Annotated in this window: 16 protein-coding genes; 11 read left to right on the forward strand and 5 right to left on the reverse strand. The window is 61.9% G+C overall.

Annotated elements, in window-relative coordinates; genetic code table 11:
- Positions 1-43: 43 nt before the first annotated feature.
- Complete coding sequence (locus tag PQT43_RS01865) at positions 44-2,170, reverse strand: DUF4132 domain-containing protein (protein ID WP_272753439.1); 2,127 nt, start codon at positions 2,168-2,170, stop codon at positions 44-46.
- 327 nt (positions 2,171-2,497) lie between these two features.
- Between PQT43_RS01865 and PQT43_RS01870 the strand changes: the two genes are divergently transcribed.
- Positions 2,498-2,911 carry an acyl-CoA thioesterase gene (locus PQT43_RS01870; protein WP_102861301.1) on the forward strand — a complete coding sequence of 138 codons (414 nt, stop codon included), beginning with the start codon at positions 2,498-2,500 and terminating at the stop codon, positions 2,909-2,911.
- 57 nt (positions 2,912-2,968) lie between these two features.
- On the opposite strand, the gene PQT43_RS01875 is transcribed toward PQT43_RS01870, so the two are convergent.
- Positions 2,969-4,771: a cation:proton antiporter gene (locus tag PQT43_RS01875; RefSeq protein ID WP_102878501.1), complete on the reverse strand. Its 1,803-nt coding sequence runs from the start codon at positions 4,769-4,771 to the stop codon at positions 2,969-2,971.
- Between the two features lie 107 nt (positions 4,772-4,878).
- Between PQT43_RS01875 and xerD the strand changes: the two genes are divergently transcribed.
- The 6 genes from xerD (at position 4,879) to PQT43_RS01905 (ending at position 14,675) form a co-directional block, all read left to right on the forward strand.
- Entirely contained in the window at positions 4,879-5,775 is an 897-nt protein-coding gene (gene xerD / locus PQT43_RS01880) for a site-specific tyrosine recombinase XerD (RefSeq protein WP_102861303.1), read from the forward strand.
- A gap of 149 nt (positions 5,776-5,924) precedes the next feature.
- Positions 5,925-6,656 (forward strand): thioredoxin fold domain-containing protein, encoded by a 732-nt coding sequence (locus tag PQT43_RS01885; protein ID WP_102861304.1) that lies wholly within the window; start codon positions 5,925-5,927, stop codon positions 6,654-6,656.
- A 135-nt stretch (positions 6,657-6,791) separates the two neighbouring features.
- Positions 6,792-8,096, forward strand: coding sequence for a homoserine dehydrogenase (locus tag PQT43_RS01890; RefSeq protein ID WP_060842565.1), 1,305 nt, complete (start codon positions 6,792-6,794; stop codon positions 8,094-8,096).
- Positions 8,097-8,203: 107 nt separating this feature from the next.
- Positions 8,204-9,613, forward strand: a complete 1,410-nt coding sequence (thrC, locus tag PQT43_RS01895) for a threonine synthase (RefSeq protein WP_123393635.1) — start codon at positions 8,204-8,206, stop codon at positions 9,611-9,613.
- Positions 9,614-9,704: 91 nt separating this feature from the next.
- Positions 9,705-13,319, forward strand: a complete 3,615-nt coding sequence (locus PQT43_RS01900) for an ATP-binding protein (RefSeq protein WP_272753440.1) — start codon at positions 9,705-9,707, stop codon at positions 13,317-13,319.
- Between the two features lie 90 nt (positions 13,320-13,409).
- On the forward strand, positions 13,410-14,675 hold the full coding sequence (locus tag PQT43_RS01905) for an EAL domain-containing response regulator (RefSeq protein WP_102878504.1): 1,266 nt from the start codon (positions 13,410-13,412) through the stop codon (positions 14,673-14,675).
- An 18-nt stretch (positions 14,676-14,693) separates the two neighbouring features.
- Here the strand turns inward: PQT43_RS01905 and PQT43_RS01910 are convergent, their stop codons facing one another.
- On the reverse strand, positions 14,694-15,347 hold the full coding sequence (locus tag PQT43_RS01910; protein WP_170001088.1) for a response regulator transcription factor: 654 nt from the start codon (positions 15,345-15,347) through the stop codon (positions 14,694-14,696).
- 218 nt (positions 15,348-15,565) lie between these two features.
- Between PQT43_RS01910 and PQT43_RS01915 the strand changes: the two genes are divergently transcribed.
- On the forward strand, positions 15,566-15,853 hold the full coding sequence (locus PQT43_RS01915; protein ID WP_102861309.1) for a DUF3509 domain-containing protein: 288 nt from the start codon (positions 15,566-15,568) through the stop codon (positions 15,851-15,853).
- 168 nt (positions 15,854-16,021) lie between these two features.
- Here PQT43_RS01915 and PQT43_RS01920 read toward each other — a convergent pair whose 3' ends face one another.
- Complete coding sequence (locus PQT43_RS01920; protein WP_420793963.1) at positions 16,022-16,873, reverse strand: TIGR02285 family protein; 852 nt, start codon at positions 16,871-16,873, stop codon at positions 16,022-16,024.
- 76 nt (positions 16,874-16,949) lie between these two features.
- On the reverse strand, positions 16,950-18,149 hold the full coding sequence (locus PQT43_RS01925) for a CaiB/BaiF CoA transferase family protein (protein ID WP_102861311.1): 1,200 nt from the start codon (positions 18,147-18,149) through the stop codon (positions 16,950-16,952).
- 318 nt (positions 18,150-18,467) lie between these two features.
- On the opposite strand from PQT43_RS01925, the gene bacA reads away from it, so the two are divergent.
- The 3 genes from bacA to PQT43_RS01940 all read left to right on the forward strand — a co-directional run bounded on the left by bacA (position 18,468) and on the right by PQT43_RS01940 (position 20,507).
- A complete protein-coding gene (gene bacA / locus PQT43_RS01930; RefSeq protein ID WP_102878507.1) occupies positions 18,468-19,088 on the forward strand; it encodes a biofilm formation regulator BacA in 621 nt (206 codons plus the stop codon).
- Between the two features lie 15 nt (positions 19,089-19,103).
- On the forward strand, positions 19,104-19,799 hold the full coding sequence (locus tag PQT43_RS01935) for a PspA/IM30 family protein (RefSeq protein WP_102861313.1): 696 nt from the start codon (positions 19,104-19,106) through the stop codon (positions 19,797-19,799).
- A gap of 66 nt (positions 19,800-19,865) precedes the next feature.
- Positions 19,866-20,507, forward strand: a complete 642-nt coding sequence (locus PQT43_RS01940) for an OB-fold-containig protein (RefSeq protein ID WP_272753441.1) — start codon at positions 19,866-19,868, stop codon at positions 20,505-20,507.
- The last annotated feature ends 30 nt before the right edge of the window (positions 20,508-20,537 follow it).

Consider the following 20,537-nt stretch of genomic DNA (forward strand, 5'->3'; position numbering starts at 1 on the left):
CAGAAAAAAGCAGCCTACGGGCTGCTTTTTTGTTGCCTGTCATTTAATGCCCAGAGCGGTTCAGCAGGGCGCAGACCGTGTTGGCGATCCGTTCCAGCAGTACCTCGTCATAAGGCAGCCAGGGCAGGGCGGCCAATTTGCCACTTTGTGCCGCCAGTGGCAGGTCCACCGCGGCTCCATCGCGTGACACGCGCCCGGTCACCAGGTGCACGGCGTAGTCACCGACCCGCACATGACGCTCATCCATACTCAGCTTTCCTGCCTTGATGTGCGTCGCAAAGGCTGTATTCAGCACCTGTTGGCGCATCAATGTCATTTGCGTGAGATTGTGCCCGGCCAGTCGATTCAGGCGCTCTTCGCGCTTGCTTGGCGAGGCCTGGGGAAGAGGAATGCCAGCGGCGGTCTGCGTCAGTTCTTCAACAGCGAAAGCGCTGATGCTGACCAGCAGATCGATGGCTCGGCAAGCCTCTGAAAAAACCTGCACCGGCACATTTTTCAGCAGCACAGGCTGCCAGTGTTTCTCGGTGCGACGAGCGAAGCACGTGGCGCCGGACAGGCAGTGCCCTTGTAAGCCGGGATAGAGTGGCACGTCGACATTCAGACTCACTCGGATGTCGCTCAGGTTCCGGCTCAGGCTACCGTCTCTGTCGATCTTCCAGCCCTCGCGGCGTGCCAGGCCGATCAATGGGCGAATGGATAGGCTGTACCCGGCGAATGCTTGGTAGGAGGGGCTTTCCAGCTCATGGTCAGGTGCCTGGTAGTGCTCGCGAAATACCTGGCGCAGTGGTTGCCTGATCTGGCGTTCGGTGATCACGGCTTGCCAGGCTTGGCGCTCTGCTTCGTCGCTCGACAGGGGGTGCCACAGTGAAATCCGGCATCCGGCGTCCAGGGGCAGCGGCTGACCCCGCACGTCAAGAGCTTGCGCGTTTTGGGTCAATAGGAAACTGCAGCGTTGGCCACAGTCGTTGTGAGCCACCCATATCAACGAGTGGGCAAAGGGCGCGCCCACGGCAGAATCCACCAGTTGCCTTCGCCAGTCGCTCAAAGACAGCTCGAAGTGTTGCCACAGTCCTGACTCCAGGCAACTGGCCAGAAGCGCGTGCTGGGCTTTTCCGGGAGCACTGATTGGGGCAAGGCGCAGGGCAATCTCGGGGCGTTGGGCCAGCCCGCGCTCGGCGGGTTTGAGATTGCGCGTGAGTTTTTTCTGCAGGCCGGCATGTCGCACCAGACTCAGGGCGCTGCGCAGCGTTTGCACGCTTTCCGGCGTTGGTATCTGTTCGATGCAATGACCCAGGGCAATGGCCAGGGATTGCGACGGCGCGGTTTTGGCCTGGGTTGGGGCGACGCAAGCCTTGGTCAGCAAAGTGTCCATCAGTGGCGGTAGCCAGGGCGCATCGCGCCGCAGGGCGATCCGGGCGGCACGGGCGATTACTGGCGTGTCATGGGTGCTGAAGGCGCCATCGGCCACATAGGGGGTGGCGCCGCTGTGAATATCTTCCAGGCGCTGGGCGGCGGTGTTGAGGATCTGTTGGGAGAACTCGACGTAGGCAGCATCGTCGGCCAGCGCCGTGGCGGGGTCGCTGCTCAGTGAGTGATGACCGGTCCAGTACTCGCTGCTGGCAAGGGCCAGTCGGGATTGCGGTTCCAGTTGTTCAAGCAGTTCGAACTCCTGCCGGACGTAGGGCGCATCAGCGTAGTGTTGTTCCACGCAACGGTGCAGGGCTGCTTGGGCTTGTGCATCCAGCCATTGTGCCAATACGTACGTCTGGTGGTAGTCCGCAGCCCAGCGTATCGAGGGTTCGCCGAGGATTCTATGTAACTCGCTGCTCAGTGCACTGCTCGGTTTGCCGCTGTGATAGGCCAGTTGCTCCACCGCCTCCTGCCCGCTCAGACAAGTGCGCAGCACCTCCAGCAGGGTGGTTTGATCGAGTGCTGGGCACAGTTCCAGCTGTGCGGCCTGCTGCACAATCGATGTCGCCAGTTGCTGCGCAGCCGGGTTTTCAGGGGTACGCAGTGCTCGGCGGATAGCCGGCCACAGGCTGCCCAGTTGAGCGGGTGTCAGTGAGCTGATATCGATGGGCGCGCCAATGAAACTCGGATGATCCGTTGTCGCGGCGCTCAGGCGTTGCTGCAGGTGCTCGACGAGCGAAGGCGCGGAAAGGGCATCCATGACGGCGATTCTCCTTGTTGGGGGCGCGGATGATCGCATTTTTTATCGCCGATCGTGACCTCTGACCCCTGCCGGGTTCTTTCGGCCCCTGCCGGGCGGCGATATACTCGCCGACCCAATAAAGTGTGATCGCCCGCGCCGTGCAGCCTGCACGGAACGCCCAGGGTGCGTCACACGCCTCCCGGCGTTCCTGGCCTGTTGTTATCCACAGGCAGGCGGCCCCCGATTGTTCCCATCAAGCCTTTGGTCGCTGCCTTGCAGCGCTCATCGGCGTTCCATGCCCGCAGCGTGCCCCTGCGCGGATCTATCCATTCAGGCAGTAGTCCGATGACCCTTCGTGAGCAAGAAATCCAGCGTCGTACCGAACTCTCGGTGACCCGTGTGACCAAGGCGGTATTCCCGTCCACCACCAATCATCACAACACCCTGTTCGGCGGCACCGCCCTGGCCTGGATGGACGAAGTGTCGTTTATCGCCGCCACGCGCTTTTGCCGGTTGCCACTGGTGACAGTGTCCACCGACCGTATCGACTTCAATCATCCGATTGCCGCCGGTTCTATTGTCGAGTTGGTAGGGCGGGTGGTGAAGGTGGGCAACACCAGCCTCAAGGTTGAGGTAGAGGTGTTTGTCGAGAGCATGAGTTGCGACGGACGGGAAAAGGCCATTCATGGTCTGTTCAGTTTCGTCGCCATCGATGACGACAAACGTCCGGTGCCGGTGCTTCCGGGATTCGCAGCGTAGGAGCCGGCTTGCCGGCGAAGGCGTTCCTGCCGACCCCTTCGCCGGCAAACCCGCTTCTTAGAGAGACTCGGGTTGGATCAGTGCCAGCAGGGTCCAGCCAGCCGTCGGCTTGAGGCCGCTTTCCGGGGTGATTACATGCACCCAGCCGTTGCTGTCGCGGGCGAACAGCAGGGTTGCGCGTTCGCCGTGCAAAGTCTGGTAGTCGTTCCAGCCAAAGGCTTCGGTCAGGTGCGTGCTGTACAGCTCGGCGCCCTGGCCCAGCAGGCTGGCCAGCTTGGTGTAGGTCAGGGCCTCACTGCCCAGTAGCTGGCCGCGATGTTCGTGGCTGGCGCGGTGCTTGTCGGTGCGTCGGCTTTCCTGGCTGTTGGCCAGGGCAAAAAGGCGCTGATGGCCAAAGTCGTGTCGAAAGCGCATGGCCGCCAGGGTGTTGAGTTCGCCTGAAGGTGAGAGCGCCAGCAAATGCCCCAATCCCACCAGATCCAGATGCGCGTCGGCGTGCTGCGAGGCCGGGTTGCCGAAATAGGTGGGCAGGCCTTCCATGCGTGCTGCACGGATATTCTCCCAACTGGAGTCGGTCAGCAGCACTCGGCTGCCCAACTGCTGCAAGGCCTTGCCAATGGTGCGTGCCGGGCCATTGGCGCCGACAATCAGGAAGCCGCTGGGAGCGGGCTCCGCGACTTTGAGCAGGCGCGCCAAGGGCCGGGCAGTAGCGCTTTGCAGGACCACGGTGCCGATGATCACGGCAAAGGTCAGTGGCACCAGCAGCAACGCCCCCTCGTGACCGGCTTCATCCAGGCGGATGGCGAAGATGGCCGACACCGCTGCCGCAACAATCCCCCGTGGTGCAATCCAGGCCAGCAAGGCACGTTCACGCCAGTTGAGGCTGGAACCGGCAGTGGACAGCAACACATTCAGCGGGCGAGCGATGAACTGGATCACCAGCAGCAGGATCAGCACCAGCGGCCCCAGGGCGATCAGTGCCTTGAGGTCCAGGCGCGCTGCCAGCAGGATGAACAGCCCGGAAATCAGCAGCACGCTGAGGTTTTCCTTGAAGTGCAGGATGTGCCGGACATCCACGCCCTTCATGTTGGCCATCCACATGCCCATCAGGGTCACGGCCAGCAGGCCGGATTCGTGCATCACTTGGTTGGACGCGATGAAGATTCCCAGGACTGCGGCCAGGGTCGCCAGGTTGTGCAGGTACTCCGGTAGCCACTGGCGACGCATGATGGTGCCCAGGACCCAGCCGCCGGCGATGCCGAACAGGCTGCCGCACAGAATCACCCCGCCAAAGGTCAGCAGGCTGTGGCTCAGGCCCTCGCCGGCGGCGCTGGCGATGATGAAGCTGTAGACCACCACGGCCAGCAGGGCGCCGATAGGGTCGATGACGATGCCCTCCCAGCGCAGGATATTGGCGATCGAGGCCTTGGGTCGCACCACTCGCAACATGGGCACGATCACCGTCGGCCCAGTGACCAGCGTCAAGGTGCCGAACAGCAAGGCCAGCATCCAGTCGAAGCCCAGCAGCCAATGGGTGGCGAGGGTGATCACCGCCCAGGTGGACAGCGCGCCGATGGTCACCAGGCGGCGCACCACGCTGCCGATTTCACGCCATTCCGAGAGGTGCAGGGTCAGGCTGCCTTCGAACAGGATCAGCGCTACCGCCAGGGACACCAGGGGCATCAGCAGCGGGCCGAACATCTCCTGGGGATCGAGCCAGCCCAACACGGGACCGGCAAGAATGCCGCTCAGCAGCAGGAACAGAATGGCTGGCAGTTTCAGCCTCCAGGCCAGCCATTGGCAGCCCAGTGCTGCCGCGCCGATGCCGCCGAAGGCCAGCAGAATCTGTTGTTCACTCATCAATGCACCCTGTTCCTTGAAATGGCTGGCTATGAAAGACTAGCGACCCTCTGCGCAGTTCACTATTTTTTTACGCGTGGCCCCTGGGCCGTGCCTTTCGAGTCTTTATGCCTGCCATCGACCACCCCCTGATCGACCGTTTTCTCGATGCCCTGTGGCTGGAGAAAGGCCTGTCCGACAACACCCGCCATGCCTATCGCAGTGACCTGGCGCTGTTCAACGGCTGGTTGCAGGAGCAGGGGGTGGAGTTGCCGCAGGCCGGACGCGAGCTGATCCTCGATCATTTGGCCTGGCGCGTAGAGCAAGCCTACAAGCCCCGTTCCACCGCCAGATTCCTCTCTGGGGTGCGGGGCTTCTATCGCTATTTGCTGAGAGAAAAACTGATCGAGATCGATCCGACTTTGCAGATCGATATGCCGCAACTGGGACGCCCGCTGCCCAAGTCCCTGTCGGAGGCCGATGTCGAAGCGTTGCTGGCGGCGCCGGACTTGAGCGAGGCCATCGGCCAGCGCGATCGCGCCATGCTGGAGGTGCTCTACGCCTGCGGCCTGCGGGTGACTGAGCTGATCAGCCTGACCCTGGAACAGGTCAACCTGCGCCAGGGCGTGTTGCGAGTCATGGGCAAGGGCAGCAAGGAACGCCTGGTGCCCATGGGCGAGGAATCGATTGTCTGGGTCGAGCGCTACATGCGTGATGCCCGGGCCGAGCTGCTGGGCGGGCGGCCCAGCGATGTACTCTTTCCCAGCTTGCGTGGCGAGCAGATGACGCGGCAGACCTTCTGGCACCGGATCAAGCACCAGGCCAAGGTCGCCGGGATCGGCAAGGCGCTGTCGCCTCACACCCTGCGCCACGCCTTCGCCACGCACTTGCTCAATCACGGGGCCGATCTGCGAGTGGTGCAGATGTTGCTGGGCCACAGTGATCTGTCCACCACCCAGATTTATACCCATGTGGCTCGTGCCCGCCTCCAGGATCTGCACGCCAAGCATCACCCGCGGGGTTGATTTGGCTCCCGGGTGGCGCTTTGCGTCGCCCGTAGTCGGTGCCGGCAAACAGATGTGGTAGGCTTTGCCGGTTTGCAAAACGGGTGTTTGCGGGCCGTTGCCATTGCGACCGCTCCCAGTTGCCCATTTGCCCGCCTTCAGGAGTTCCCATGCGTTTGACCCAGATTTTTGCCGCCGCCTCCCTGGCGTTGCTCAGCACCTTCGCCGTGGCCGATGACAGTGCCGAGAAAGCCATCCGCAAGAGCCTCGAGACGCTGCAGCTCGAAGTGCCGGTGGAGAGCATCACCGCCAGTCCTCTGGCCGGGCTGTACGAGGTCAAGCTCAAGGGCAGTCGCGTGCTTTATGCCAGCGCCGATGGCCAGTTCGTGGTCCAGGGCTACCTGTTCCAGCTCAAGGACGGCAAACCGGTGAACCTGACGGAAAAAACCGAACGCCTGGGCATTTCCAAGTTGATCAACGGTATTCCGGTCGCAGAAACTGTGGTCTATCCGGCCATCGGCGAGACCAAGACCCATATCACCGTGTTCACCGACACCACCTGCCCTTACTGCCACAAGCTGCACGCGGAAATACCGGCGCTGAACAAGCAGGGTGTGGAAGTGCGCTATGTGGCGTTCCCGCGTCAGGGCCTGGGCTCGCCGGGTGACGAACAGCTGCAGGCGGTCTGGTGCTCGGCGGACAAGAAAGCCGCCATGGACAAAATGGTCGACGGCAAGGAAATCAAGGCCGCCAAGTGCGATAACCCGGTGTCCAAGCAGTTCGCCCTGGGTCAGTCGATCGGCGTCAATGGCACACCAGCCATCGTCCTGGCTGATGGCCAAGTCATTCCCGGCTACCAGCCGGCACCGCAGATCGCCAAACTGGCCCTGGGTGCGAAATAATCCTGCATCGTCACGCTAGCCTTTGACGATCATGCTCCTCCGGGTGCAACCGGAGGGGCATTAATAGAGAGCCGCGCTGTTTGCGGCTGTTTTCCACGGCCGGCCTTGAGTCGGCCGTTTTATGGGGAGTTCAGAGTGAATCCGGTCAAAGTAGGCATCTGTGGGCTGGGTACTGTCGGTGGCGGTACCCTAAACGTACTTCAGCGCAACGCCGAGGAGATTGCCCGCCGTGCCGGGCGTGGAATCGAAGTAGCGCAAATTGCTACCCGTACGCCAAAGCCTCAGTTCCAGACGACCGGTATTGCGATTACCAACGATGTCTTCGCCGTGGCCACCAACCCTGAAATCGATATCGTTATCGAGCTGGTGGGCGGCTATACCGTGGCCCGTGAGTTGGTGCTCAAGGCCATCGAGAATGGCAAGCATGTGGTTACCGCGAACAAGGCGCTGATTGCCGTCCACGGTAACGAGATTTTCGCCAAGGCCCAGGAGAAGGGCGTGATCGTGGCCTTCGAAGCCGCCGTGGCCGGTGGCATTCCGGTGATCAAGGCAATCCGCGAAGGGCTCTCGGCCAACCGCATCAACTGGCTGGCGGGCATCATCAACGGCACCGGCAACTTCATCCTCTCGGAAATGCGCGAGAAGGGCCGTACCTTCGAAGACGTGCTGGCTGAAGCCCAGGCCCTGGGTTATGCCGAAGCCGATCCGACCTTCGACGTTGAAGGCATCGACGCCGCGCACAAGCTGACCATCCTGGCGTCCATCGCCTTTGGTATCCCGCTGCAGTTCGACAAGGCCTACACCGAAGGCATCACCAAGCTGACCACGGCTGACGTGAACTACGCCGAAGCTCTGGGCTACCGCATCAAGCACCTGGGTGTGGCGCGCCGCACCGAGGCGGGCATCGAGCTGCGAGTGCACCCGACCCTGATCCCGGCCGACCGCCTGATCGCCAACGTCAACGGCGTGATGAACGCGGTGATGGTCAATGGCGACGCTGCCGGTTCGACTCTGTTCTACGGCGCTGGCGCCGGCATGGAGCCGACCGCTTCGTCGGTGGTGGCCGACCTGGTGGACGTGGTTCGAGCCATGACCAGCGATCCGGAAAACCGCGTGCCGCACCTGGCCTTCCAGCCTGATTCGCTGTCCGATCACCCGATCCTGCCGATCGAGTCCTGCGAGAGTGCCTACTACCTGCGCATCCAGGCCAAGGATCACCCGGGTGTACTGGCCCAGGTGGCGAGCATTCTTTCCGAGCGCGGCATCAACATCGAATCGATCATGCAGAAGGAAGTGGAAGAACAGGATGGCCTGGTGCCGATGATCCTGCTGACCCACCGCGTTCTGGAGCAGCACATCAACGATGCGATTACCGCGCTGGAGGCCCTGCAGGGCGTTGTCGGCCCAGTGGTCCGTATCCGCGTCGAACATTTGAATTAATGAAGCAGCCGCAAGTGGCGAGCGGCAAGCGCCAAGTCAGAAGCTGATGTGCTTTGACTTGAGGCTTGAAGCTTGCGGCTTGAGGCTCAAACCGAAGGTTTGTCCCCATGCGCTATATCAGTACTCGTGGCCAGGCACCGGCCCTGAATTTCGAAGATGTGCTGCTGGCCGGTCTGGCCAGTGATGGCGGTCTCTATGTGCCGGAGAACCTGCCGCGCTTTACCCAGGAAGAAATCGCTTCCTGGGCCGGTCTGCCGTATCACGAGCTGGCGTTCCGGGTCATGCGCCCGTTCGTCACCGGCAGCATTCCGGATGCCGACTTCAAGAAGATCCTGGAAGAAACCTACGCGGCCTTCTCTCACAACGCCATTGCCCCGCTGCGTCAGCTGAACGGCAATGAGTGGGTGCTGGAGCTGTTCCACGGCCCGACCCTGGCGTTCAAGGACTTCGCCCTGCAACTGCTGGGTCGCCTGCTGGACTACGTGCTGGAGAAGCGCGGCGAGCGCGTGGTGATCATTGGTGCCACTTCCGGTGACACCGGTTCGGCGGCCATCGAAGGCTGCAAGCGTTGCGACAACGTCGACATCTTCATCCTGCATCCGCACAACCGTGTCTCGGAAGTGCAGCGCCGGCAGATGACCACCATCTTCGGCGAGAACATCCACAACATCGCCATCGAAGGCAACTTCGACGACTGCCAGGAAATGGTCAAGGCCAGCTTCGCCGACCAGGGCTTCCTCAAGGGCACCCGTCTGGTGGCGGTGAACTCGATCAACTGGGCGCGGATCATGGCCCAGATCGTCTACTACTTCCACGCGGCCCTGCAGCTGGGCGGCCCGGCGCGCTCCATCGCGTTCTCGGTGCCCACCGGCAACTTCGGCGATATCTTCGCCGGCTACCTGGCACGCAACATGGGCCTGCCCATCAGCCAGCTGATCGTCGCCACCAACCGCAACGACATCCTGCACCGCTTCATGAGCGGCAATCAGTACGTCAAGGAAACCCTGCACGCGACCCTGTCGCCGTCCATGGACATCATGGTCTCGTCGAACTTCGAACGCCTGCTGTTCGACCTGCACGGTCGCAATGGCGCGGCGCTGGCGGGGTTGATGGAGAGCTTCAAGCAAGGCGGCGGTTTCAGCGTCGAAGAAGATCGCTGGGCCGAAGCGCGCAAGCTGTTCGACTCCCTGGCGGTGAACGACGAGCAGACCTGCGAGACCATCGCCGAAGTCTTCGAACAGACCGGCGAGGTGCTCGACCCGCATACCGCGATTGGCGTCAAGGCCGCCCGTGAGTGCCGTCGCAGCCTGGATACACCGATGGTGATCCTGGGCACTGCGCACCCGGTCAAGTTCCCGGACGCGGTGGAGAAGGCCGGTGTCGGCAAGGCTCTGGAACTGCCGGCGCACTTGTCCGACCTGTTCCAGCGCGAAGAACGCTGCACGGTCCTGGCCAATGACCTGAAAGCGGTGCAGGCTTTTGTCAGCCAGCACGGCAATCGTGGCAAGCCACTCTGATCCCTTGGTCTTGTCGTCCACGAAGCCCGTCTCCTGACGGGCTTTGTTTTTTCATGCGCAAGCTTGGCCCGCCAGGGGCAGGGAGGCCCGGATGATGCTTCGACAAACGTACAGGGTAGGGCGCTTCCTGGGCCTGCTACTGGCGGGCCTGCTGGCCTGGGCCGTGCTCTGGGGTGTCGCGCTGGCCGGCACGGTGAAGAACCTGCCCTTCAAACTGGTGCCGGCGTTCGCCGATCTGCAGCCTCTGGCCCTGGCGCCTGCCGAACAGCAATGGCTGGCGACGCATCCACGCCTGAGGGTGGGGATCGCCATTGATGACTACCAGCCCATCGACATCACCCGTGACCGCAATCGCTATCAGGGCATCAGCGCCGATTACCTCGGTCTGGTGGGCGAGCGATTGGACTTGACAATGGAAGTCCTGGGGTTTTCCGAGCGCGAGCAGGCGGTTGAAGCGCTGCGCAACGGCACCATCGATGTGCTGACCAGCGCCAATGGCTATGAGCGCGGCCTCTCGGGGCTGCGCTTCACCAGCGATTACATGCCCGATAGGGCCGTGGTGGTGGTTCGCCGTGACGGGTCGAGCCCCAGTGGTGATCTGGCCGGCAAGAAGCTGGTGTTGTTGGATGGCTATGCCAACGCCGAGCAGGTTCATGCGGCCTATCCGAATAGTCAGATCATGCTTTCGCCTAACCTCTACAGCGGCTTGGAGGCATTGAATCAGGGCGATGCCGACGCCTTCATTGGTAATGAGGTCATCGTGCGCGCCTACAAGGCCCTGCGCCCTTATCTGGCGGTGCACATCCAGGATGAAAGCCGCTTGCCACCGACTGGTTTCGCCTTTGCCACTCGTGACGACAATGCGTTGCTGGCAGGCATGCTGGAGCAGGCGCTGCAGAGCATCGACGAATCCCTGCAACGGGAAATACAGGCCCGCTGGACCACCGGTCTGGGGGCGAATATTTCCGGTGAGCGCATTGAGCTCAGCGCCGAGGAGCAGGCCTGGATTCTCCAGCATCCCCATGTCATGGTCGCCTCCCAGCAATACCCGCCCCATGTGTTCAAGGACAAGGAAGGGCGCTGGGCCGGCCTGAATATCGATTTGCTCAACCGTATCTCGCGCATGACCGGCCTGCATTTTGTGCACAAGGAGAGCCTTTCCACAGCACAGACCCTTGAGTGGCTGGAGAGTGGGCAGGCGCAGATGACTTCTACCCTCACGGCCAGTGAGGACCGGCGGTTGTTCCTGAATTTCTCCCATGCCTTCGGTGGTGCCGCCTGGGTCTTTGTCGTGCGTCCCGAGGATCGCCGCCTGAGCAGCCTGGAGCAGATGGCCGGTGAGGTTCTGGCGTTGCCGGCGCGGCACACCCTTGAGAGCTACATCCGGCGCTACTATCCCGATATTCGGCTGCGCAGCGTTGCCAGCTATGAGGAAGCCCGGGCTCTGGTCAGCAGTGGTGAAGCCATGGCCACCATTCAGAACGAGGTCCAGGTCCAGGCGCTGGGGTTGGGGCCCGCTGACGATGGGTTGCGGGTGGGACGCAGCGTCGAAGGTACCTGGTCGGCCGACGAGTTTTCCGTGCGCAAGGATCAACCCGAGCTGCTGAGTATCCTCAACAAGTCGCTGGAGGCGCTGCCCGTGGCGGAGCTTAGCGCCATCCGTCTCAAGTGGCTGGGGGCCACGCCGGTGCCGATGCCGGTCTGGCAGCGGGTGCCGACCTGGGTGTACTGGGCCATTTCCACCGCGCTGCTGTTCGGTCTGATTTCCCTGGCCTGGAGCAGTCGGCTCAAGCTGCAGATTCAGCAGCGATTGCAAGCCGAGCAACGGCTCAACGATCAGTTGGTGTTCATGCGGGCCCTGCTTGACGGCATTCCCAACCCGATCTTTGTCCGTGATCTGCAAGGGCGCCTGATCACCTGCAACAAGAGTTATGAGCAGCAGTTGGGGACGAGCCTGGAACAGATTCAGGGGCGACAACTGACAGAGCTGGATCTGCTGCCTGCAGCCACCGCGCGCCAGCTGCATGGCGAGATCATGCAGTTGCTGGCGTCCGAGGAGTCGGTATTCGCCGACCGCCAGGTGCAGACGCGCAACGGATCGATCCACGCCTATCAATGGACGGTGCCGTTCTACAGTGCCGAGGGCCGTCTGCAGGGCTTGCTGGGTGGCTGGATCGATATCACCGAGCGCAAGCGTCTGGAGAACCAGTTGGTGGAGGCGCGTCAGTCCGCCGACCAGGCCAATGCCGCCAAGAGCGCTTTTCTCTCCACCATGAGTCATGAGATCCGCACGCCGATGACCGCCATCGTTGGCTTGCTGGAACTGGAGAAAGAGCAGGCCAGGGTGCGTGGCGCGCCTTTTTCCGAGGCTCTGCGGGTGGCTTATCAGTCTGCCCAGGAGTTGATCAGCCTGATGGGGGACAGTCTCGATCTGGCCAAGATCGAGGCCGGCCATATGCAGCTGGTGCCGCAGGTCACCGCCCTCAAGCCCTTTTTCGACAGCGTCCGGCAGCTCTTCGAGGTGACTGCGCGCAACCAGGGCGTGCATTTGCAACTGGTCTTCCACGAGGAAGCCCGGGGGCGTTATCTCTTTGATCCGTTGCGCTTGCGCCAGGTGCTGCACAACCTGTTGAGCAACGCCTTGAAGTTCACCGCTGAAGGTGAGGTGCGGGTGACGGTGGAGCGCCAGCCGGATGAGTCCGGTATCCCGTGTCTGCGTATCAGCGTCGCGGATACCGGCCCGGGAATCAGTGCCGAGCAGCAAGCGAGGATATTCACGCCCTTTGTCCAGGCCGATGCCATGACCTCTTCAACCTATGGCGGCACCGGGCTGGGTCTGAGCATCTGCCGGCAGTTGATCGAGTTGATGGGCGGGCGCATTCACCTGCTGAGTGAGCCAGGAGCCGGAACCGTTGTTGTCATCGAGCTGTATCTGGAGCGGGTCAGCGAGGATCTCGATCCGCAAGTCTCGCCGCCTGCCGAGCGTCCGCCGAGCCGCAGCATCGAAGTGCTGGTGGTGGATGACTTGAGCGCCAACCGCATGGTCCTGAGCCAGCAGCTGATGTTCCTAGGGCATCGGGTCGTGGCCTGTGACAACGCCCGTGAGGCGTTGCAGCGCTGGCGCTCCGGGACCTTTGATGTGCTGATGACCGATTGCAACATGCCGGGCATGAGTGGTTACGCCCTGACCGAGGCCATCCGCCAGATCGAGTCGCAGGAAGGGCGTTCGCCCTGCCCGGTGATCGGCTGCACGGCCAACGCGTTTGAAGACGAGCGCGAGCGTTGTGAGCGCGCCGGCATGGATCAGTTGCTGGTCAAGCCGGTGACCCTGGATCAGTTGGCCCAGTCTCTGGCCCGTTTCCTGCCGTCGCTATCCTTCAACATCCAGACCTTGCGCGGCATGACCCAGGCCGACGAACACGTGTTGCAGCGCATGTTGCAGGAGCTGTTGCGCAACCTTGCCCAAGAGCAGCAAGCGCTGGAAGAGGCTTTGGCGGTGCTGGATTGGGAGCGCCTGAGAGGCACCTTGCATCGGCTCAAGGGTGTGTGCTGCCTGATCGACGCCTTGCCCCTGGCCAAGGCCTGTATCGAGCTGGAGGTGCTGGTCAAGGAGCGTCAGGAGCAGGCGCTGGGCCGTCAATGGCCGCTGCTGCTTGAGGTCATGGGGATTTTGCGCAGCGATATTCAGATGGCTCTGGACGAATAAGACTTGTCCTATGTGTGATTAGGACTTGTCTGATTACCGTGTCGGCCCGTAGTGGACTGTTCCCACCTGCGCCGATCGGAGGTTGCCCCCATGCATTCGCTAAAAGTGCTGATTCTCGAAGACAACTCGTTCCAATTGATGGCCTTGCACCAGATGCTCAACGCCAATGGTGTCTTCAACGTGCTGACCGCCGAGAACCAGGAGTCCGCGCGGCGCTCGCTGGACAGCAAGGGGCCGGTGGATATCGCCATCTGCGATCTGTACCTGGAGCAGACCGATGGCCTGGAGTTGATCCGCGAACTGGCCCAGCAGCAACTGGCCAAGGCCCTGATCATTCTCAGCGACGCAGAGCCGGATGTCCTTGAAGGTACAGCTGGCATGGCTCGCGAGCTGGGCTTGAAAGTGCTCGCATGCCTGCCCAAGCCGGCTTCGGCTGCGGTGCTCGGCGACTTGCTCTGTGCCTATCAACAGCACGCCAGGGCAGCCGGCCCCGAATTGAACCAGACATTGCTCCGGGACTTGCTGGGCCTTGAGCCCTTTGTCTTCGAGGACGTGACTCAGGATGAGGGGCTGGCGGCGGTGCTGGGTTGTGGGGTTGCGCATTTTCAGCCGGTCATCCATGAGCATGGCGAGCTTCAAGGTGTCGAGGCGCTAGCGCGCTGGCAGCATCCCGAGCGGGGTCTGCTGATGCCTGGCGAATTTCTTCCGCTGATCGAGTTCGCCGGCCTGCAAGAGGTCTTCACCTGGCACATGCTGGAGCAGGCACTGGAACTGGTGGCCGGGGTGAAACTGGTGCTGGGCTACTGGCTGCCGGTTGCCGTGAACATTCCCACCGGCATCCTTGAGCGGCCGTTGTTCCCCCGTCAGTTGGAGGCGTTGCTGAGGCGCTTCGAAGTGCCGGCCCGGATGCTGACCCTGGAAGTCATCGACACCACGCAACTGCAGACCGATACCGCCCATGTGGAGGCGCTGCTGCGCCTGCGGATGATTGGTTGCAAGTTGTCCATCGGCGATTTCGGCACCGGTGGAACCAGCCTGCAGCGCTTGCTGGAGTTGCCGTTCACCGAGCTTAAGATCCCTCCGGTGTTTGTCGCCGGCATGGCCGCGGATGAGCGCAAGCGGGCGCTGGTCGGCGGTGCGATGAACATGGCGCGACGCATGTCCCTGGGGGTGGTGGTGACCGGTATCGAGACCGAGTCCGACTGTGTGGCGGCCAGGGGCCTGGGGGCGGCTCATCTGCAGGGTTGTTTCATCGCCCCGCCGATGAGTGCCGCCCAGATGCGCCAATGGTTGGCCGAGACCCCAGGCGTGGGCAGCAATGGCCTGGATGGGCAGGCCGCCGGTTTGTGTGCTTAAGGTCGCTGCCCGTAGCGCCTAGGACAGCCCGTGTTCCTGGACATAGATGTACAGCGCGGCTTCGCTGGCCAGGCCCAGTTTGCGCATGGCGCTGACTTTCTGCGCGCTGACCGTCTGTTTGCTGCGGTTGAGCTGAGTGGCGATGGTTCCCACCGCATGGCCGGCGGCCAGCAGGCGGATCACTTCCAGTTCCCGGGGCGACAACTGATCCTTGGAGACCAGTCGATCCGGTCCCACTTCACCGGCAAGGCTCAATGCTCGCCTGATGGCCTGGGCCACATAGCGTTTGTGCTGTCGCGCATGGGCAATGGCTGACGGCAGTTCATCGGCCAGGCTGGCCTTGCTCAGCAACCCCATCACCCCCAGGTCTAGGATCGAGCGAAACAGCCCGGCGTGATTGAGCATGGTCACCACCACGATGGGCAGGTCGGGATGATGCCGGCGCAATTGCTCGATCAGGCGCAGGCCGTCGTTCTGCTGCTCCTCGGGCATCATGAAATCCGTTACCAGCACGTCGCACTCGACTTCCTGCATCAGCTGGCTCAGGGCGGAAGGCGAGCGGGCTTCACCGACAATGGCCAGGCTGTCGTCCTGCTCCAGCACGGCACGCAAGCCAATCAGGAAGATCGGGTGATCGTCGGCAAGGATGATGCGCAATTTGTTGTTCGACATTGCTTTCAAAGCTTGGGCTCCAATGCAACGGCGGCGTGGTTTGCGCCTGGTCGGCCGTTTTATATCTGTCATGTTACCCGTGCATGCTCGAATGACTCAGGTCGGCAGCAGTAGGTGTGGCGAACTTTCTTCTCTGAGCGATGGTCACTTGAATGTCAGAAAGCTACCGGCATTTTTGTTTTCGAACCTCTAATTCGAGCTATTGAGTGGTGATCTAGATGGAAAGTATCAGTCTTTTGTTGAGCGAGTCGCTGAGTCCGTACCAGGTCACACTGACGCCTTGCGGCGGCCATGGCGAATGCCTGGTGACCCTGAAGAACGCGGCTGGCGCCATGGTCTTGGAGCGTGAGGTGAATCAGGCCCAGCTCACCGACAAGCGCCTGCTTACCGACGTAGTCGATGGTCTGCACCGTGACGTGCTGATCGCCGAAGGCCGGCTGGAACCCTGTGTGATCGCCGCGTTGCGCCATGCAGCTGAAGGCAAGGTGTTCGATCAGCGCAACTGATGCAAATTTTTGCGGAACCTTCCTGTCACCCGGTCAGTCAGACTCAGTATCAGCAGGATCAGGCATTGTGCTCCGGTGCTTGTAGCCGGCTGATACCGGTCGTCAAAGACCGCGTTTAACCCCGAGTCGTCTCCCCACTTCTCGGGGTTTCTTTTTGCCCGGAATTTGTCAGTGGTCGTGCAGATCGCGGAAATAGGCCCGGGCGTCGGCACGGTATTGGTCACGCATCTCGGGCTCCAGCCAGGCGGCATACAGCTCAACCAGGCGATCCTCACGCAGCTTGAGCAGGGCCTGGTTGATCCGGGCTATGGCTTGTCGCCCTTGGGCGGTCTTGCTGCAGCCGATATGGATCTCCTGATACTGCTGGGTGCCCTGGATCGGATAGAACTCCAGCTCCTGCGGGTCCATGCCTTGCTGCATTGCCTGGTAGCGAATCTCCGGCCAGTAGCCCAGCAACAAACGCAGGCGCCCCAGGCGCTGCATCTGCAACAGGCTGCCCAGGGCGTCGTTGCCGTGGTGGGCATTGACCGAGTCCGCGGGGGCTGCATGCAGCAGGTTATCGACTTGCTGGCCATAGCTGCGCTCGGCAACCACTCCGACTTTTTCCTGGCCGCTGGCGAGCAGGGCGCGCAGATCGACCTTGCCCTCCCGGACGAACGGGGTCAGGTGTTCATGGTCGGCGCGGCGGATCACCAGGCCATTGCTCAGGACCCGGAAGCTGGTGATGGAGAAGGTCACCCACTGTTCGCGTTCCTTGTTCATGATCAGCGACGGGTCGCAAACGAAGGTCGGCTCGCGCAGCATCTGCATGCCCCGGGCGCGATTGACCCGCACTATCTGTTGTTGGTACTCCGGCAGGCTGGCGATCAGTTGCGGCATCAGCAGGTCGATAACCCCTTGTCCTTTCTGCTCGCCCTCGAAAATGCTCAGTGGCGGCAGGTCTCGCAGCAGCCAGAACAGCGTCTCCTTGGGTTCGCTGAAGGCGTTCGGCAGCCACAGCAGGGCGAGCAGAAACGTCACGCAGCACCTAAGGCGACGGCGTAGGAAGGGTGGATGGGCGCCGGGCAGGGCGCTGATGGAAAACCGGTTTTTCAGCTTAGATCGCCCCAGAGTTGCGCAAGTGTTGGATCTGTTCGCTGCTGTAGCCCAGGCTCGCCAGGACTTCTGTCGAATGCTCGCCGAGCTCGGGGCCGACCCAGTCCGCGGAGCCGGGTGTCTCAGAGAGTTTCGGCACGATGCCGGGCATCTTGAAGGGCTTGCCGTCGGGCAGCTTGGCCTGGAGGAACATTTCCCGAGCGAGGAACTGCGGGTCGTGGAACATGTCCTCGGCGCTGAAGATCCGGCTCGCCGGGACGTCAGCCTGATTCAGCTGCTGCAGTACCTGGTCCAGGGGCAGGGAGGCCACCCAGCGGTCGATCACGCCATAGAGTTCATCGCGGCGGGTATCGCGTCCGTCGTTGCTGGCCAGGGCGGGATCGTTGGCCAGGTCGTCGCGGCCGATAAGCAGCATGAAGCGCTTGAAGATCGCATCGCCGTTGGCGCCGATCTGCACATGCTTGCCATCGGCGCTGGTGTGGATCGAAGACGGGGTGATGCCGGGCATGATGTTGCCGCTGCGCTCGCGGATAAAACCGAACACATCGAACTCCGGAACCATGCTTTCCATCATGGCGAAGATCGCCTCGTACAGCGCCACGTCCACCACTTGCCCCTGGCCGCCGTTGACCTCGCGATGACGCAGGGCCATCAGCGCGCCGATCACGCCCCACAGGGCCGCGATGGAGTCGCCAATGGAAATCCCGGTGCGTACCGGCGGACGATCCTCGAAGCCGGTGATATAGCGCAGGCCGCCCATGGATTCGCCCACCGCGCCGAAGCCCGGCTGGTCCTTCATCGGGCCGGTCTGGCCGAAGCCCGACAGGCGCACCATCACCAGTTTGGGGTTGAGGGCGTGCAGCACGTCCCAGCCCAGGCCGAGCTTTTCCAGGACCCCGGGGCGGAAGTTTTCGATCAGGATGTCGGCTTCGGCCAGCAGTTGCTTGAGCACCGCCAGGCCTTCGGGATGCTTGAGGTTCAGGGTCAGGGATTTCTTGTTGCGGGCCTGGACGAACCACCACAGCGAAGTGCCTTCATACAGCTTGCGCCACTTGCGCAGCGGATCGCCGCCGTCCGGAGACTCGACCTTGATCACCTCGGCACCGAACTCGGCGCAGATACGCGAGGCGAAGGGGCCGGCGATCAGGGTGCCGAGTTCGATCACTTTCAATCCGGCGAGGGGCTTGCTGAGGCTGTTCATGGGGCATCCGCTGGGCAGGAAAATCCGCCTAGCCTAGACCATTGGTTGCCATTAAGGCAGCGCTGGACGGTGGCCTTCATTCATTATTTGCAGGTCGATGGCGGGATAATTGTGCTTCTCATTCTCTTGGGTGGCGGGTTTAATGGCGCCTTTCATGAGAAGGGTGGTTGCAAATCCTTCGATCTGGTCTATGGCCCGTGACAGGTTCGACGTTTTGTTCCGAGCTGGTCGATAGAAAACTATTGTTACAAATACCCCTTTAAAAAATTACATGTGATGAATTGAAAGTCTTACATGTGATGCTCTAGTCTGTGCGCCATGGAAAACAAATCCTCAGCCCATTACCAACGTTTATTCCGCCAGCGCCTGCGTGATCAGGGCTTGGTGAAAAAGGAAGTCTGGATACTGCCCGAGAACGCCCAGGCGTTGCTGGCGGTTGAACGCAAACTGCGTCAGCCCTCCGAGGGGCTGGCTCCTGTGGAAAAGGATGGAGAAATGAGCATGCCGCAGATCTGGAATGCCCGATCGCTGTGCCAGGCCCTGATGGCCACCGAGTTGTTCAGCAGCGGCGAAGCCAGCATTGAACTGCTTGAAGGCGCCGAACCGAGCTTGCACGTGACCATGCGCGAATACGGCGACCTGCCGCTGTTCGTCGCCCTGTCCGGCGAGCAGATCCTGGTCGAAGCCCTGCTCTGGCCGCAAAGCGAAGTCACCGATGTGCAAGCCTTCAATGAAGAAGTGCTGCTCAGCCGCCAGTTGTTCCCGCTGTCGAGCATCGGTCTGGAAACCGGCTTGGGCGGCGAGCGCTTCTACATGATGTTCGGTGCGCTCAGCGCCACCTCGATCCTCTCCAACGTGCTTTACGAGATCGAAACCCTGGCCAGCAACGTGATCAGGGCTACCGAAGCCTATGAAGGCTACCTGAAGGCTCAGGCCTGACCTGGAGGAATGCACATGAACGTATGGAGCAAGTTGCTTACCGCCCTGCGCGGTGGCGCCAATGAGGCGGGCGAAGCCATGGTGGACAGCCAGGCCTTGAGGATTCTCGATCAGGAAATCCGCGACGCCGACCAGGAACTGCGCAAGTCCAAGGAAGCCCTGGCCGAAATCATGGCTCGGCAGAAACTCGCCGCCGAGCGCGCCAATGGCAGCGCGGCGAAGATCGCCGAGTATGAAAGCTACGCCCTCAAGGCCCTGGAAGCGGGTAATGAAAATCTTGCCCAGGAAGTGGCGCAGAAGATCGCCAATCTGGAAAATGACCTGGCGGTCGAGCGCGAGCAGGCCGATGGCTTTGCCGCCAGCGTGGCCCAGTTGCGCAAGGCCGTGACCCAGGCCGAAGGCAATATCAAACATCTGAAACAACAGGTGGATACCGTCAAGGCCACCGAGAGCGTGCAGAAGGCTCAGCAGGCCGTGGCCCAGCGCTACGGCGGCTCGCAGAGCAAGCTGCACACCGCGGTGGAGTCCCTGGAGCGGATCAAGCAGAAGCAGGCCGAGCGTGCGGCGAAGATGGAAGCCGCAGCGGAGCTGGCCAGCACCAGCAACCCCGACGATGCCCTGGACGCCAAGTTGCGCGAGGCCGGGATCGTCGCCGGCAGCACCAGCGCCGACAGCGTGCTGGCGCGCCTCAAGGATCGCAACAAGTCCTGATTCATCGTTGTGTTGTAGGGGCGGGGCCGATGGGCCTTGCCCGGCTTTTTCAGGGATAGGAAAGCAATGGAAATCTTCCTGCAGACAGTGTTGTCGTTCCCCACAGTGCTGTTCAGCTTCATGCTCTGCCTGGCGGTGATCTACTGGGCCGTGGTGGCCATGGGCATGCTCGAAGTCGATCTGCTGGACTTCGAGGCTGATTCGCTGCTCGAAGGCGGCCATGCCACTGAAGGCCTGGCCGGGCTGCTGATCAAGTTCAAGCTCAACGGGGTGCCGGTCACCCTGGTGCTGACCCTGCTGATGTTCTTCAGCTGGTTCCTGACCTATTTCGCCGAACTCTACGTCCTCTGCCACCTGCCCCTGGGTTGGCTGCGCTATCCCCTGGGCCTGTTGCTGGCTGTGGTTGCGCTGTTTCTGGCGGCCCCCATCAGCGCGGCCATCTGCCGCCCGCTGCGTCCGTTGTTTCACAAGATGGAAGCCACCAGCAGCCAGTCGGTGCTGGGGCAGACCGCCGTGGTACGCAGCGGCAGAGTCACCCTGGAACACGGCGAAGCCGTGCTCGAGAACGGCGGCGCGGGCCTGATCCTGCGTGTGCGTGCCGATGAGGCGCGAGCTTTCAAACGCGGCGATCGCGTCGTGTTACTGGAGTATCTGGAGGCGCAACACGCCTATCGGGTCATTACCGAGGACGAGTTTCGCGGCCTCTGAGCCCGGGCTTCCTCAGAATCAAAGGAGATT

The sequence above is a fragment of the Pseudomonas sp. BLCC-B112 genome (assembly GCF_028550695.1).
Lineage (GTDB): Bacteria > Pseudomonadota > Gammaproteobacteria > Pseudomonadales > Pseudomonadaceae > Aquipseudomonas > Aquipseudomonas danubii.